The 15860-nt window shown below is 64.4% G+C and carries 13 protein-coding genes and 3 tRNA genes; 5 read left to right on the top strand and 11 right to left on the bottom strand.

Annotated elements, in window-relative coordinates:
- Position 1: 1 nt before the first annotated feature.
- From ACHAC9_RS06205 to ACHAC9_RS06195, 3 genes are all read right to left on the bottom strand, one after another.
- Entirely contained in the window at positions 2-1129 is a 1128-nt protein-coding gene (locus tag ACHAC9_RS06205) for a PA0069 family radical SAM protein (protein ID WP_435758215.1), read from the bottom strand.
- Positions 1130-1236: 107 nt separating this feature from the next.
- Entirely contained in the window at positions 1237-1860 is a 624-nt protein-coding gene (locus tag ACHAC9_RS06200; protein WP_435758213.1) for a tRNA-uridine aminocarboxypropyltransferase, read from the bottom strand.
- A 25-nt stretch (positions 1861-1885) separates the two neighbouring features.
- Positions 1886-2452 carry an NADPH-dependent FMN reductase gene (locus ACHAC9_RS06195; RefSeq protein WP_435758211.1) on the bottom strand — a complete coding sequence of 189 codons (567 nt, stop codon included), beginning with the start codon at positions 2450-2452 and terminating at the stop codon, positions 1886-1888.
- A 597-nt stretch (positions 2453-3049) separates the two neighbouring features.
- On the opposite strand from ACHAC9_RS06195, the gene ACHAC9_RS06190 reads away from it, so the two are divergent.
- A complete protein-coding gene (locus tag ACHAC9_RS06190; RefSeq protein WP_435758209.1) occupies positions 3050-4330 on the top strand; it encodes a dienelactone hydrolase family protein in 1281 nt (426 codons plus the stop codon).
- A gap of 132 nt (positions 4331-4462) precedes the next feature.
- The gene (locus ACHAC9_RS06185) at positions 4463-5638 is read left to right on the top strand and encodes an esterase/lipase family protein (RefSeq protein WP_435758207.1); all 1176 of its coding nucleotides are present in this window, start codon (positions 4463-4465) and stop codon (positions 5636-5638) included.
- Positions 5639-5709: 71 nt separating this feature from the next.
- Here ACHAC9_RS06185 and ACHAC9_RS06180 read toward each other — a convergent pair whose 3' ends face one another.
- Both ACHAC9_RS06180 and ACHAC9_RS06175 read right to left on the bottom strand, forming a co-directional pair.
- A complete protein-coding gene (locus ACHAC9_RS06180; RefSeq protein ID WP_435758205.1) occupies positions 5710-6621 on the bottom strand; it encodes a pyridoxal-phosphate dependent enzyme in 912 nt (303 codons plus the stop codon).
- A 14-nt stretch (positions 6622-6635) separates the two neighbouring features.
- Entirely contained in the window at positions 6636-8546 is a 1911-nt protein-coding gene (locus ACHAC9_RS06175) for a PAS domain S-box protein (RefSeq protein ID WP_435758203.1), read from the bottom strand.
- A gap of 245 nt (positions 8547-8791) precedes the next feature.
- On the opposite strand from ACHAC9_RS06175, the gene ACHAC9_RS06170 reads away from it, so the two are divergent.
- Positions 8792-9085 (top strand): hypothetical protein, encoded by a 294-nt coding sequence (locus tag ACHAC9_RS06170; RefSeq protein WP_435758201.1) that lies wholly within the window; start codon positions 8792-8794, stop codon positions 9083-9085.
- Positions 9086-9155: 70 nt separating this feature from the next.
- The gene (locus ACHAC9_RS06165; RefSeq protein ID WP_435758199.1) at positions 9156-10685 is read left to right on the top strand and encodes an amidase; all 1530 of its coding nucleotides are present in this window, start codon (positions 9156-9158) and stop codon (positions 10683-10685) included.
- An 81-nt stretch (positions 10686-10766) separates the two neighbouring features.
- Here the strand turns inward: ACHAC9_RS06165 and ACHAC9_RS06160 are convergent, their stop codons facing one another.
- On the bottom strand, positions 10767-11858 hold the full coding sequence (locus ACHAC9_RS06160) for a tartrate dehydrogenase (RefSeq protein ID WP_435758197.1): 1092 nt from the start codon (positions 11856-11858) through the stop codon (positions 10767-10769).
- Positions 11859-11979: 121 nt separating this feature from the next.
- Positions 11980-12055 (bottom strand) — tRNA-Asn (locus ACHAC9_RS06155).
- Positions 12056-12211: 156 nt separating this feature from the next.
- Here ACHAC9_RS06155 and purT point away from each other — a divergent pair.
- Positions 12212-13426 (top strand): formate-dependent phosphoribosylglycinamide formyltransferase, encoded by a 1215-nt coding sequence (gene purT / locus ACHAC9_RS06150; RefSeq protein WP_435758195.1) that lies wholly within the window; start codon positions 12212-12214, stop codon positions 13424-13426.
- 60 nt (positions 13427-13486) lie between these two features.
- Here the strand turns inward: purT and ACHAC9_RS06145 are convergent.
- The 4 genes from ACHAC9_RS06145 to ACHAC9_RS06130 form a co-directional block, all read right to left on the bottom strand.
- Positions 13487-13562, bottom strand: a tRNA-Asn gene (locus ACHAC9_RS06145).
- Positions 13563-13628: 66 nt separating this feature from the next.
- Entirely contained in the window at positions 13629-14228 is a 600-nt protein-coding gene (locus tag ACHAC9_RS06140) for a PEP-CTERM sorting domain-containing protein (protein WP_435758193.1), read from the bottom strand.
- 207 nt (positions 14229-14435) lie between these two features.
- Positions 14436-14511, bottom strand: a tRNA-Asn gene (locus tag ACHAC9_RS06135).
- Positions 14512-14562: 51 nt separating this feature from the next.
- Positions 14563-15774: an aromatic amino acid transaminase gene (locus ACHAC9_RS06130; protein WP_435758192.1), complete on the bottom strand. Its 1212-nt coding sequence runs from the start codon at positions 15772-15774 to the stop codon at positions 14563-14565.
- Positions 15775-15860: the final 86 nt, after the last annotated feature.

Below are 15860 nucleotides of genomic sequence, written 5' to 3'. Positions count from 1 at the left end.
TTCAAAACAAATCCAGCTGCCCCGCCTTCTTGCCTCCCGCCTTGCCGGCTGCCGCGGGCACCACCAGCGGCCGCCGGAACTGCGTCGCATCCAGCCGCTCGAAGCGGCTGCCCAGCTTGCCCAGGCCCAGCCGTTCGACGGTCTTGGTAAAGCGCTGGCGAATCAGATCCGCCCATACACCCTCTCCGTGCATGCGTTTCGAAAAATCGCTGTCGTAATCCTTCCCGCCGCGCATCTCGCGCACGCGGTTCATCACACGCCCGGCCCGTTCCGGGAAATGGGCCTCCAACCACTCCTGGAACAGGGGGTTGACTTCGAAGGGCAGGCGCAGCACGACGTAATGCGCACTCACCGCGCCGGCGTCGCGCGCTGCGTCCAGGATGCGCTCGATCTCCGGCTCGGTGACGAAGGGGATGATCGGCGCCACGCTGACGCTCACCGGAATGCCGGCCTCGGTCAGCGTGCGGATGGTGCGCAGGCGGCGCGCCGGTGCGGCCGCGCGTGGTTCGAGTGTGCGCGAGATTTCCGAGTCGAGCGTGGTGATCGTGATCGCCGCGCAGGCCTGGCCCTTGGCCGCCATGGGCGCCAGCAGGTCGATGTCGCGCTCGATCAGCGAGGATTTCGTGATCATTCCGACCGGATGCTGGCATTCGCTGAGCACCTCGAGCACCTGGCGCGTGAGGCGATACTCGCGCTCGCAGGGCTGGTAGGCGTCGGTGTTCACGCCGATCGCGATGTGCTCGGGCGTGTAGCCGGGACGGGCCAGCTCGCGCCGCAGCAGCTCGGCCGCATTCACCTTGGCAAACAGGCGGGTCTCGAAGTCGAGGCCTTGCGACAGGCCCAGGTAGCTGTGGGTCGGCCGGGCGAAGCAATAGATGCAGCCATGCTCGCAGCCGCGGTAGGGATTGAGCGAGACTGTAAAGGGGATGTCGGGCGAGGCGTTGCGCGAGAGGATGCTCTTCGCGAACTCGTCCGTCACCTGGGTCTTGAAGGGCGATGCGGCGCCGGACTCGACGCCCGCTTCCCACCCATCGTCGAAACCTTCGCGGGCCTTGACTTCATGACGGCCCTGGATATTCGATACGGCACCGCGCCCCTTGTGCGCCGCGAGCGGACGCGGCGGCAACATTGGCTGCTCGGCACTGTATTCCCGGTCTATCGTTCGTTCACGGAGTTCCATGAGGACACCTTATACTGTATATTTATACAGTATGGTACGCCGCTACGCATTTGAACTCAAGCGTCCCGCGTGCGCGCAACAGTCAGCGGCACAAAAGCGGCCTGTTGTTGCACAAATCCTTCGAAAGCGGCGAACAGCGGCGCCACCGCGGCCATGTCGCCCGTGACCTGTCCCAGCGCATGAGCGCTCGCTTCGAGCGTCGAGAGTTGGTCTGGCGCATGCGCCTTGCGAATGCGGTAGCCGGACGCGGGCATATCGACCAGCGCCAGGCGCGGCAGGCACTGCAAGGCGGGATTGAGGTACAGCATCTTGCGGCTTTTGCGCCACGTGGCGTCGAGCACGACGATCAGCAGCTTGTGTGGAGGGATGGCGCTGTCCGGCTTTGCGCAAACAAGGCCGGGCGTTTCCGGATACAGCAAGACCGGCGTTCGCCCGTCAGCCTGCAACATGGCATCCAGTGAAACCGGATCGAACACCTCGCCGACTGCCATGCGGCTGCCCGCGACGCACAGGTGCAGCAGGCGCGCGCTGTTCTTGGCATTGCCCACTTCCAGCGGGTGCTGCAGGATGAGCAGACCGGCCTGTACCGCGACCGGCCGCACCCAGGCGCAAATGCAGGCGCTTTGCGCGCGCAGGCAGGCCGCGCAGAGGGCGCGGCGGGAAGGAAGATCAACTGTCATGAGCGCGCAAAAGGCGCCGATTGTATCAGCGCGGGCTTTCCCGCAACGGCGCCAGCGCCCCGCTCCAGGCCACCACCTGTTCCAGCATGGCGTCGACCGATTTGATCTGATGCGCCGCCGGCTTGAAAACCGTCATTTTTTCGAAGTCGGTGAACAGCGACAGCATCACCTGGGCGCGCACGTCGGCCACCATCAGTTCGCCCATCACCAGGCGCAGGCTTTCAATGGCGCGCGCGCCGCCAGCGCTGCCGTAGCCGACAAAGCCGGCAGCCTTGTTGTTCCATTCCTTGTAGAGAAAATCGATGGCATTCTTCAGCGCGCCCGAGGTGCCGTGGTTGTACTCGGGCGTGACGAACACGAAGCCGTCGTATTGGGCGATTTTTTCGGCCCAGGCGATCGTGTGCGGCTTCGAATACTGGCCCATCGAGGGCGGTACCGGCTCGTCGAGCAGGGGCAGCTTGAAATCCTGGATGTCGACCAGTTCGAAGCTCGCGTCCGTGCGTTGAGAGGCCGTTTCCATCACCCAGCGCGCCACGTCGAGCGCCTTGCGCCCGGGACGGGTACTGCCGACAATCACCGCTACCTTGACCATGTTCGCCTCCACTCAAGCCGGGAACAGCCCCGCAACCATTCTAGTGAAGTCGCGTGGCCGGGCGCGCCACCTTGACGCTCGGCTACTGATGCGCCACCAGGTCGCCCGGATGCCCTCCTGCTGCCGCATTTCGTGGTCGATGAGCAACGCGAAGGCGTGACTGGTTTCCGCGACCGCAAGCTCCTGGTCCTTTTGTTGCTGAAGGTAGACATACGCCACCGCCAGCGTCGCGCCGACGAACGCGGGCACGAGGATGGCGACGACCAGGGATCAGGAGCCGGTTCCGGAATCGCATCCGATCTCCCTATGCGCGGCAATGCCATCCATTTGTTTCCCGCTGCGTGCGCTTCGTACTCGCGCCATGGCCCTTTCGACAGCTGAATAAACGACAATCTTGCCGGCTTGCCCATGCTTTTTTGTGCCCGCGGCGCCACGTTTACGGCGTTCGATATTGATGTAAATAAGCATCTTGACCACACACGAAAATTTAGCTCTGGAGTTGCCTAAACGGATATTGCCCTGCCTTTACTAGGTGCCTAGAATCAATTCATTCTTTCTAGCAATTCTGTCGCACCGGCAGGCATTCCAGAGTTTCCCATGTTGAGAGTTCGCCCCTCTGTTCGCAAGATCGCCACTGCCCTGCTCGCCAGCCTGGCCATGTTGCCTAGCGTCGCGATCGAGCAGGAGCTCGAACTCGATTACCGGATGAACGAGCAGATCGTGCAGGTACCGGCGGGTCTGGACAAGCGCGCGATGCTGGAGACGACGGTGTTTCGCCCGAACGGCCCCGGCCCTTTCCCCTTACTGGTGATTAACCACGGCAAGGATCCGGGACGCCCGAGCGCCCAGCCGCGCGACCGCTTCTATCACATGGCGACCGCGTTTGTTAAGCGCGGCTATGCGGTGATGGTGCCGATGCGCCAGGGCTTTGCCAACTCGACCGGGCGCTACCGCGACCGCGGCTGCGACATGACGGCCAACGGCCACCTGCAAGCCGACGACATCCGTTCGACGCTCGACTATGCCGGCTCCCAGTCCTGGATCGACGCCGGCCACGTGATCGTGGCCGGCCAGTCCTACGGCGGCCTGGCGACGATGGCGCTGGGTACGCGCGACCTGCCGGGCGTGCGCGGCCTGATCAATTTTGCCGGTGGCCTGCGCGACGACAGCAACCGCTGCGCCTGGCGCTCGGCGCTGGTCTCAGCCTTTGCCGAGTATGGCGCCAACAGCAAGGTACCGAGCCTGTGGATGTATGGCGAGAACGATTCGCTGTTCGGCCCGGACCTGGCGAACCGCCTGCACGAAGCGTTTTCCCAGGCTGGCGGCAGGGCGCGCCTGGTCGAGTTCGCTTCATTCAAGCGCGACGCCCACGGCATGCTGGCCAGCCGCGACGGCGAAAAGATCTGGCTCGAGGACATGGTGCGCTTCCTGAAAAGCGTCGGCATGCCGACCGAGGTGCTGCACAGCGTGCCGCCGCCCCCGACCCCGCCGCGTACCGATTACGCGCAGCTCGACGACCTCGAGGCCGTACCCTTCCTTTCGGAAAACGGGCGCCGCGCCTACGCCGACTATCTGACCAAGATGACGCCGCGTGCGTTTGCCGTCTCGCCGAGCGGCGCCTGGACCTGGGCCGAGGAAGGCGAAGCGCCGGAAGCGCGTGCCCTGATCACCTGCTCGGCGAAAAGCCGCGAGCCATGCAAGCTGTATTCGATCGACGACTACATCGTCTGGAACGGCAACCGGATCGACGCCGCCGAGAAAGCCAGCATGACCGCCTCGATCGCGGCGCCGGCCGATGCCAACGCGCCGGGCGCGGTGGGCAGTACCGGGGCACGCCAGCCGGCGCCCGCCGCCACCGCGGCCCCGACAGCAGACTGATTCATTTCGTCAAGCCGACGGCGCACCCTTCTGGTGCGCCAGCGGTGTCTTTTCTGCGCACACACGACCTGGCGCAAACCCATCCTTTGCGCGCGCTCCGACAATGAGGCAATCGACCTCTCGGAGTGATGCATGCCGCGCTTGCCTTGGATCCTTTTCGCCGCACTCACGCTGATGCTGGCGGTGCTGTCCGGCCCCGTCCGCGCCGCGAATAACGATCCGGTCGTGCTGGTACACGGCTTCCTCGGCTTCGGCCCCGACCAGTTCCCGCGCAGCGGTTTCCTGTACTGGGGGGGCAAAGGCGACGTCGCCGACCACCTGCGTACGTATAAAGGGCCGCGCACCGTCTACACCGCCGTCGTCGGCGCAATTGCCACCAACCGCGAGCGCGCGGCCGAACTGTACGCCCAGATCAAGGGCGGCTGCGTCGATTACGGGGCGCAGCGCCTCGAACCCGACGGTACTGCGAAGGCCATCAAATGCTGGGCCGCCGACCCCGCCAACAATCCACAGGGCCATCCGCCGGCCTTGCACCCGGGCTGGGACGCGCGCCATCGGCTGCACATGATCGGCCACAGCCAGGGCGGCACCACGATCCGGGCGCTGGTCGAACTGCTGGAACACGGCGATGCGAACGCCGGCGGTGGCGAACTCTACCGCGGCGGAAAGCGCGACTGGATCCGCAGCGTCACCACGATCTCGGCGCCGCACAACGGCACCACCCTGCGCGACGCCGTGACGGGCATCTTGTCCGAACTTCCCCCGCCGCTGCGCGACTGGTTCCAGGCCGATTCCGCGAACTGGGAAATGGCGCCCGACGGCGCGCGCAGCTTCAATGCCTGGGCGCGCACTTCTCCCCATGTCTATTATTTTTCGGTCGGCACCCAGGCCACCGAAGCGGGCGCCCCCTGCTGCAACGACACCGACCGCAGGATCGCGCCGCTGCAGAATCGCTATTACCAGTACCCGAGGAGCGACATGTTCGCCTATTACAAGAACTACGCCGGGGAATGGATCGTGCCGTCGATGCTGCAGCACGGGATGGGCGGTTACACCCAGGATACGTCGGGACGGGTGCGCATCGACCGCAGCTGGTTCGCCAATGACGGTGTCGTCAACACCGTCAGCATGCGCGCTCCCGCCGGGCACCCGGCGCACGATTTCGACGGCACGCCCATCAGGGGCAGCTGGAATTTCCTGGGCAACTACCGCGGCTACGATCACTTCGATATCCTGAACTGGCCGAACGCGGGGCCGTCAGCCGACGTCGTTTACGAGCGCATCAGCGATATCCTGTTTGCGTTGTGAGCGCTGATCAGGGGTTGGTGGGGCTGTTGCCTGTTTCGTTGATGGTGCTTTGGATCCGCGTGGGCACTCGGTCAACCCAGCTGGGCATCCCATACCTGCAGCTGCGCCACCGTCGCAGTAGCGCCACCGCAAACAATGACAAGAAGGTTCTCGAAGCCGATCAAAGGACCGTCCGCCTGGTAAGCCAACGCCAGCGCGGCGCCGCAGGCCGGCTCGACCACGACCCGGTGATCGTCCATGAAGCGCAGGCAGGCCGTCACCGCTTCACGGTCGGTCACCACGATGGGCGTGATCGGGTGCGTGCGCGCCAGGTCGAACGCATGTTCCGACACCTTGCGCGCGCCCAGGGAGGTGGCGATGCTGGCAATGGCCGCCAGTTCGACCCGCTTACCCGCCGCCAGCGACTGCGCATACGAATCCGCACCCACGGTCTCGACCGCGAACACGGGCACCTCGTTCCACCCCTGCCTGCGCAAGCCGGCCACCGTACCACTGAGCAAGCCGCCGCCGCCAACCGCCAGCACCACCGCATCCGGCCGCACGCTGCACCGTGCGACTTCGTCGATCATGCCGGCGTGTCCCTCCCACAGCAGCGGATCGTCGAACGGGTGAATGAAGGCATCCTGCGGGCCGAGCAGTGATTGCGCATGCGCGTTGGCTTCCTGGAACGACAGGCCGTGGACGCAGACCTCGGCTTCTTCGCGTGCCAGCAGGGCACGGGCGCGTTCGCTCGTCGTTTCCGGCACCACGACCAGCACCGGCAAGCCGAGTTCGCGGCCGGCATAGGCTGCCGCCAAGCCCGCATTCCCGCCCGAGGAGGCAACGATACGGCGCGCGCCGCGGGCCGCATAAGTTGCGCAGGCGTGGCCGATGCCACGCAGCTTGAATGAGCCGCTCGGCTGCAGCGCTTCCATCTTCAGCCAGACGCGCCGCTGTGGGAATGCTGTTGACGCCAGCAGCGGCGTATCGATATGCAGCGCCATTCTCGAGGCGCGCCTCAGGCCGCCGTGCGCAAGACGCGCGCCAGGTCCGACAGGCGATACGGCTTGTTGACGAAGGCGAAATCCTCCAGGTTGGCGTCCTCGAACTTCAGGGCCGGCAGCGGATAGCCCGAGGCGAGGATGATCTTCACCTCAGGATAGTGCTCGCGCGTATAGGCCGCCAGCTCGATGCCGTTCATCCCGTGCGGCATGATGATGTCGGTGAACAGAATGTCGACTTTGCGGCTGGCCAGCAGCGGCAGCGCTTCGTTGCTGCTCGATGCGGTAACGACCTCGTAGCCCATGCTGATGTAGAGCGCTGCAGCCACGTCCATCAGGTCGGACTCGTCCTCGACGATCAGGACCAGCTCGGTATTTTCGCGGTGTGTCGTCGCGCCATCCTGGTCGGGCGCGGCCGGCAGGAAGATGGAAATGGCCGTTCCTTCGCCCGGCGCGGTCGCTATCACGACCTCGCCGCCCGACTGCTTGATGAAGCCGTAGACCTGAGACAGGCCCAGGCCCGTTCCTTTACCCACTTCCTTGGTCGTGTAGAAGGGTTCAAAAGCGCGCGCCGCGGTCTCGGGCGACATGCCGGTGCCGGTATCGGTCACGGTCACCCGCACGTACGGCCCCGGCGCCAGACCCTGCGCCGCGTGCTCGGCGAGGTCGACGTTGGCGCTCTCGATGCGCACATGTCCGCCGTCGGGCATGGCGTCGCGCGCGTTGACGACCAGGTTCAGGATCGCCGATTCGAAGCGCGCGCTGTCGATGACCGTGGAGCGCACCTGCGGGTCGAGCCGCACCTGGAAATCGATCGCCGCACTCACGGCGCGCCGCAGCACCGATTCGAACCCGGAAATGAGGCGGTTCACGTTGCGCGTTTCCGGCTGCAGCGGCTGCTGGCGGGCAAAGGCCAGCAATTGCTGGGTCAGCGTGGCGCCGCGGTTGACCGCCCGGCGCATGCTGTCGAATGTCTTGGCATCGGCACTGCCGCCGCGCCCCAGCGTGAGCACTTCGAGGCCGCTGGCAAGCACCGACAGCAGGTTGTTGAAGTCGTGCGCGATGCCGCCGGTGAGCTGGCCGATCGATTCCATCTTCTGCGCCTGGAACAGCGCCGCGTTCGCCTCGGCCAGCGCGGCGTCGGCCTTCTTTTTCTCGGTCAGGTCACGCGTGATCTTCGCAAAGCCGATCAGTGAGCCCATGTCGTCGTGGATGGCGTCGATCACGACGTGGGCCCAGAAGCGGGTACCGTCCTGACGCAGGCGCCAGCCCTCGGCTTCGAAGCGGCCCTCGCGCGCGGCGGTGTCGAGCGCGCGTTGCGGCATGCCGCCGGCGCGGTCTTCCTCGGTATAAAAGCGCGAGAAATGCTGGCCGACAATCTCGTCGGCCAGGTAGCCCTTGATGCGTTCGGCGCCGACGTTCCAGTTGCTCACTTCGCCCAAGGGCGAGAGCATGTAGATGGCGTAGTCGGTCACGCCCTGCACCAGCAGGCGGAAGCGTTCTTCGCTGGCGCGCAGCGCCTGCTCGGCCTGGCGCTTGTCGGTGATGTCGCGCGTGATCTTGGCGTAGCCCAGCAGCGTGCCGAGTTCGTCGTAGATCGGGTCGATCACGACGCTGGCCCAGAAACGCGTGCCGTCCTGGCGCACGCGCCAGCCTTCGGCCTCGTACTTGCCCTCGACCAGGGCCGTGGACAGCGCGCGTGCCGGCAGGTTGCTGGCCCGGTCTTCGGGGGTGTAGAAGCGCGAGAAATGTTCGCCCAGGATTTCCGGCGCCAGGTAGCCCTTGAAGCGCTGGGCGCCGGCGTTCCAGCTGCTGACGTGGCCGTCCGGGTCGAGCATGTAGATCGCGTAGTCGCTGATGCCGGAGATCAGGTACTGGAAGCGCTGCTCTTCAGTCAGCTTCTTCGTGGGGGCGACTCGATTAGTCATGGACACGTGGCGGGCAGTAGCGGATTAGCGCATATCATAAACGGAAACCGCTCGTGCCGGCCAGGCGAGCATGCCAACCAATCATGCATTCCAAAAAAGGTAAAGCACGTATTGCCTCAAACACATTGCCGCTCGACTGCCCCGTGCGCAGCACCTGGCGCAGGGAGAAACGGGTGGCGCCGCCCCTGGCCTGTCACGCTAGAATAACGCTGTCCTGACAGGCTTTTTTGCCATTCGAGAACGACGTGCAAAACGGAACATGCCCGCTGTGCGGCCGCGAACTGGGCACCGCGAATATCGACCGCCACCACCTGGTGCCGAAGACGTTCAAAGGCAAGGAACAGTTCCCGATCCATAAGATCTGCCATCGCAAGATCCACTCGGCCTTCACCGAGCGCGAACTGCTGCGCACCTACCATACCTGGGAGGCGCTGCGCGGTCACGAGGAGATCCGCGCCTTCATCGACTGGGTGGCGAAGAAGCCGCCGGACTTCTACACGCGCACCTATACGTCGAACGACAAGAAGCACCGGAAATGACGGATTAATTTTGACTTGACAATGCTGAGTTAAAACTATTTCATGTTGGGCAACACCTTGAAGGATGCCCATGGACTTCGCGCATTACCTGCAACACGACGCCACCGCCCTCGCCGCCCTGGTCGCACGAGGCGATACGACCCCGGCCGAACTGCTCGACCTGGCGCTGGCACGCAACGCCGCAGTTCATGGACGCATCAATGCCGTGTGCCGGCTGCTCGAACCGCAGGCGAGGAAGCAGCTCCTGCATCGGCCGCACGGACCGCTGGCCGGCGTGCCCTTCCTGATCAAGGATTGCGTGCAGGATTATGCCGGCGTGCCGACCAGCTTCGGCAGCCGTTCGATGCGCAATTATGTCCCGACAGAACACGCGGCCGTCGTGCGGCGCTACATGGACGCCGGTCTCGTCATCTTCGGCAAGACCAATCTCCCCGAGTTTGCGCTCAAGGCGGTCACCGACCCGGTGCTGTATGGCCGCACCAGCAATCCCTGGAACCTCGGCCACACGCCGGGCGGCTCGAGCGGCGGCGCGGCGGCGGCGGTCGCGGCCGGTATCGTCCCGATGGCAGCCGGCAACGACGGCGGCGGCTCGCTGCGCATCCCGGCCGCCTGCTGCGGCCTGTTCGCGCTGCGGCCGTCGCGCGGGAGGGTCTCGTCGGGACCGGCCATCGGCGAAGTCTGGTTCGGGGCGTCGAGTGAAGGGGTGCTGTCGCGCAGCGTGCGCGATTCGGCGCTGGCGCTCGACATCCTGGCCGGGCGCGAGCCGGGCGATCCGTTCGACCTCGCGCCGCCGGCGGCGCCCTGGCGCGAGCTGGTCCTGCGCGACCCGGGCAAATTGCGCATCGGCTTCTCGACAGTCTCGCCGATCGGCACCGAGGTGCATCCGGAGGCGGTCGCGGCCGTGCACAGGACGGTCGACCTGCTGCGCGGGCTCGGCCACGAGGTCGAGGAAGCCGCACCGGAGATTGACGGCGCGGCGCTGGCCGAAAGTTTTCTCCACATGTATTTCGGACAGGTGCCGGCGATGGTCGCGCGCGGCCGCGCACTGGGGGGGCGCTCGGGCGACGTCGAGCTGATGAGCCGCCTGCTGCTGACCTTGGGCGGCAGCGTGTCGGCCGGGCGTCTCACCACGCAGCTGGCGACATGGAACGATTTTGCGCGCGCCCTCGCCCGCTTTCATGCGCGCTACGACCTGCAACTGACGCCGACGCTGGCCCATCCCCCGATCCGCCATGGCCAGGGCGACCCGCCGCGCGGCGAGCAATTCGTGCTCGACCTGCTGCAGCGCACCGGTGTGCTGGGCATCCTGGCGCGCCTGGGTTTACTGGAAAGCACCGTCAACAAGATCGCGCGCGACAACCTGCGTTATGTGCCGTTCACGCAGCTGGCCAACCTCACCGGCACACCGGCGATGTCGGTGCCGCTGCATTGGACCGCGGCGGGCTTGCCGCTGGGCGTGCAGTTCGTGGGGCGGTTCGGGAGCGAAGATATGCTGTTGCAGCTGGCGCAGCAGCTGGAGGGGGCGGCGCCGTGGTTTGATCGGCTGTCGCCGCTCGCGCGTGAGGGTTTGTCAGTCAAGCGAGACGCGGTGCCGGCCTAGCGAGAATCGTAGGGTGGACACTTGTGTCCACCCTACGAGCTCGGCGGATCAAACGTCAGATCCAGGCTCCAACGCCACTTCTCAGCCCAACAAGTTCGCGATCGCGTCGCCAATCTCGACGGTCGTGGCTTTACCACCCAGGTCGCCCGTGCGGGGTCCATCGCGCAGCACCTGCTCGATCGCCGCCACGATCGCATCGTGTGCCTCACGGCAGCCCGCCGGCGCATCCGGTGCGTCGCCCAAAAAGCCCAGCATCATCGCACCCGACCAGATCATGGCGATCGGATTCGCGATGCCCTTGCCGGCGATGTCAGGCGCCGAGCCGTGCACCGGCTCGAACAGGGACGGGAAGGTGCGCTCGGGATTCAGGTTGCCCGACGGCGCAAGACCGATCGTGCCGGTGCAGGCCGGCCCGAGGTCCGACAGGATGTCGCCGAACAGGTTCGAGGCCACCACCACGTCGAAGCGCTGCGGCTGCAGCACGAAGCGGGCGGTCAAAATGTCGATGTGCTGCTTGTCTACCGTGATCTCGGGATACCCCTCGGCCATGGCATCGGCGCGCCCATCCCACCACGGCATGCTGATTGCGATGCCGTTCGACTTGGTGGCCACCGTCAGGTGCTTGCGCTCGCGCGAGCGGGCCAGTTCGAACGCGTATTTCAGCACGCGGTCGGCGCCATGGCGGCTGAAGACCGATTCCTGGATCACCACTTCGCGCTCGGTGCCCGGGAACATGATGCCGCCCAGGTTCGTGTACTCGCCCTCGGTGTTTTCGCGCACCACGTAAAAATCGATGTCGCCCGGCTTGCGGTTGGCCAGCGGGCACGGCACGCCCTCGAACAGGCGCACCGGACGCAGGTTGATGTACTGGTCGAACTCGCGCCGGAACTTGATCAGCGAGCCCCACAGCGAAATATGATCCGGGACGGTGGCCGGCCAGCCAACGGCGCCGAAATAGATGGCGTCCATGCTGGAGAGCTGCTCTTTCCAGTCGGGCGGCATCATGTCGCCGGTTTTCAGGTAATAGTCGCAGCTGGCCCACTCGAAGTGGGTGAATTCGATGTCGATGTTGAAGCGCCTGGCGGCGGCTTCGAGGACTTTCAGGCCTTCCGGCAAAACTTCCTTGCCGATGCCATCGCCGGCAATCGCGGCGATCTTGAAACTACGGGTCATGTGAGCACCTGTGGGGAGAAAAACTGATCGTAGCAGTCTTTCGAGGTGCTTGCAGACGAGCGGGCAAGCGGGTTGCCGTTAACGAAAAAGGCCACGTTTTCACGTTGCCCTTCGATTATTCTGGCTCCCCGACCTGGACTCGAACCAGGGACCTGCGGATTAACAGTCCGTCGCTCTACCAACTGAGCTATCAGGGAATTGAGGCAACATTATAGCGGGCGGATCGTGGTTTGGCGAGTCCTGTACGAAATTTCAATCTCGCCTGAATTTTTCCACGGCTTTTCACCTGCACCGCGCGCCTTTGCTATAGTCGCAGCACCCTGCCGCACGGCGCTCTTTTCTTCGACAACACCATGACAACTCCCCGCATCTTAGGAACTCCCCTTTCCCCCTCGGCCACGCGCGTGATGCTGCTCGGTTCCGGCGAACTCGGCAAGGAAGTCATCATCTCCCTGCAGCGCCTCGGCGTCGAGGTCATCGCCGTCGACCGCTACCCGAATGCGCCGGGCCACCAGGTGGCGCACCGCTCCCATGTGATCGACATGACCGACGGCGCGGCCCTTGCCGCACTGATCGCACAGGAGCAGCCCCACCTGGTGATTCCCGAAATCGAGGCGATCGCCACCGACACCCTGGCCGCGCTGGAAGCGGCCGGGACGATCACCTGCATCCCGACCGCGCGCGCCACGCAGCTGACGATGAACCGCGAAGGCATCCGCCGCCTCGCCGCCGAGGAACTGGGCCTGGCAACCTCGCCCTACCGCTTTGCCAGCAGCCTGGCCGAGCTGCAGGAAGCCTGCGCCTTTGTCGGCTTTCCGTGCGTGGTGAAACCGGTGATGTCGTCGTCGGGAAAAGGCCAGTCGAAACTCGACAGCGCCGCTGACGTGCAAGCCGCCTGGGATTACGCGGCCGCCGGCGGACGGGTCGACGCCGGACGCGTGATCGCCGAAGGTTTCATCGATTTCGACTACGAGATCACGCTGCTGACGGTGCGCTCGCGCGGCGCGGATGGTACGACGCAGACGGGTTTCTGCGAGCCGATCGGCCACAAACAGGTGCAGGGAGACTACGTCGAATCCTGGCAGCCGCATCCGATGGCGCCGCTGGCCCTGGCGCGTTCGCGCGAAATAGCGGAAAAAGTCACGAGCAACCTCGGCGGCTACGGCGTGTTCGGCGTCGAACTGTTCGTCAAGGGAGATATGGTCTGGTTCTCGGAAGTGAGCCCGCGCCCGCACGACACCGGCATGGTGACGATGGCGACCCAGGTGCAGAGCGAATTCGAGCTGCATGCCAAGGCCGTGCTCGGCCTGCCGGTGAACACGGCGCTGCGCGCGCCGGGCGCCTCGGCAGTGATCTACGGCCAGCTCGACGGGAAGGGCATCGCCTTCGAAGGCGTGGCCGAGGCCTTGCAGGTGCCCGACACCGACATTCGCTTGTTCGGCAAGCCGGAGTCGTTCGCACGTCGACGCATGGGGGTGGCGCTGGCGACGGCCAGTGATGTCGACACGGCGCGCGAACGGGCATTGCTGGCGGCGTCGAAGGTAAAGCCGGTGGCGGGTCAGGGATAAGCTTCCTGCGCGGCAGAAACGAAAAAGGCCGCGTCATCGACGCGGCCTTTTTCTCTGTTCTGGCTCCCCGACCTGGACTCGAACCAGGGACCTGCGGATTAACAGTCCGTCGCTCTACCAACTGAGCTATCAGGGAATTGAGACCCGCATTATAACGGCTCAGCTGAAATCAGCAAAGGGCCGGACCATAATTAAAATGGTGTCAGTTGGCCTTGCGCCGACGTAGTGCCGCCACGCCCGCCAGGCCCAGGCCGAACAGTGCGATCGACGCCGGCTCCGGCACCTCGCCTCCCTGCTGCTCCAGCACCAGGGTTCCAAGCAGGCGTGCATCGGAATCGCCATTGCTGCCGCCGAAACTGAAGCGCAGCGCGTCGCCGGCGTTGACGTTGGTAAAGGTGTACGTGCCTGCGTAGTTAAAGCCACCCGATGGCGCCGAACAGCAGAATGCAGGGCCTGCGTTGACCAGCTGCGCCGAACCCGACGGACCAGTCGCATTCAGGAAGGCAGTCACCAAAAAGAAGGCGTGATAGCCGCTGTAATTCCAGTCGACGCTATAATCGCCAGCCTTGTCGGCGACAGCGACCGCGTTCCAGACCTGGGGCGAATACACATCCAGGCCTTGCAGGCTATACCCGAGAGTCGAGGTCGTGCCCTGTTCCTGCTCCGTCACGCTGCCCGGACCGCTGATCGTCCAGTCCAGTACGCTTGCGCCGGCACTTGCGGCGGCGACGGACGACAGGGCAAACAGGACTGCAGCGGCGCTGCGACGAAGCGATGGTGCGTGATTGACGAGTTTTGGCATGGTATGTCCTTTTATGGTTGAGGAGTTTCAATCAACCACATAGCAAATAATGTGCCACAAGGAAATATATATTGATAATCAATAACTTGCCTTTAGTACACATTGCTACATCCGTGCTTGTGTAAGAAAAGCCGACAGTGCAAGCCGATAAAAGGCTGAACGAAAAAAAAGAGCGCCGATTTTTCGACGCTCTTTTTTTTACTATTCTGGCTCCCCGACCTGGACTCGAACCAGGGACCTGCGGATTAACAGTCCGTCGCTCTACCAACTGAGCTATCAGGGAATTGTCCTACTCTTGCACCTGAAACAAGTTCAAGTGCGAAGAGCCAAGATTTTAGAGGACTTTGGCGATTGCGTCAACGACGAGATCGATGTTCTTCGAATTCAGCGCGGCCACGCAGATGCGGCCGGTGTCCACAGCGTAGATCGATTCGTCGCGCAGCTTGCCGACTTGCTCTTTGGTGAGGCCCGAGTACGAGAACATGCCGACCTGCTCGCGTACGAAAGCGAAGTCACGCTGCGGTGCTTTTTCGGCCAGCTTTTGCACCAGCGCTTCGCGCATCTGCTTGATGCGCACGCGCATGCCGGCCAGCTCGTCTTCCCACAACTGGCGCAGCTCCGGCGTCGCGAGGACGGTCGCCACCACCTTGCCGCCATGCAGTGGCGGGTTCGAGTAGTTGGTGCGCACCACGCGTTTCAGTTGCGACAGCAAGCGCGCCGCTTCGTCGCTGCTGGACGCGACGACCGACAGGGCGCCGACGCGTTCGCCATACAGCGAAAACGATTTCGAGAACGAGTTCGACACCAGCAGCGGGCCGCCGGCTTCGACGAAGCGGCGCACCACGGCGCCGTCTTCCTCGATGCCCGCGCCGAAGCCCTGGTAGGCCATGTCGAGGAAGGGAACCAAACCGCCCTGTTGCACTGCCTCGATTACCTGGCCCCATTGCTCCTGGGTCAGGTCGGCACCGGTCGGGTTGTGGCAGCAGGCGTGCAGCACGACGATCGAGCCGGCATCCATCTTGCGCAGCGAGGCCAGCATGCCGTCGAAGTTCACGCCCTGCGTCGCCGCGTCGTAATACGTGTAGTTGTTGACGATGAAGCCGGCGCTCTCGAACAGGGCGCGGTGGTTCTCCCAGCTCGGGTCGCTGATGAACACCTGCGAATCCGGCGAAAAGCGCTTCAGGAAATCGGCGCCGATTTTAAGTGCGCCGGTGCCGCCGATGGCCTGCACGGTCACCGCACGTTTCTCTTGAATTACCGCGCTGCCGGCCCCAAATACCAGCTCTTGTACAGCCTTGTCGTACGCAGCCAGGCCCTCGATGGGCAGATAAGTGCGCGGCGCCAACTGTTCCATCAATTTCGCCTCGGCCCGCTGCACGCACTGCAGCAAAGGCACCTTGCCATGATCGTCGTAATAGACGCCGACCCCCAGGTTGATCTTGGCCGGGTTGGTATCGGCGTTGAATGCTTCGGTGATGCCCAGGATCGGGTCGCGCGGGGCCATGTCGATGGCGCCGAAGAGGCTGGCGGAGGCTGTGGAAGTCATCGTGATAAACTGAATTGTCGGTGGGTTCGCAGCGGTTGTATAGACAGCGACACTCGTGTTGCAGCGCCGCAAACGAACCCTTATTT

Origin of the sequence: Massilia sp. CMS3.1, assembly GCF_051262535.1 — a bacterium.
In the GTDB taxonomy this organism is placed as follows: Bacteria; Pseudomonadota; Gammaproteobacteria; order Burkholderiales; family Burkholderiaceae_D; genus Telluria.
Note: the sequence above shows the minus strand (reverse complement) of the source record. Positions and strands in the feature narration are given on the sequence as shown.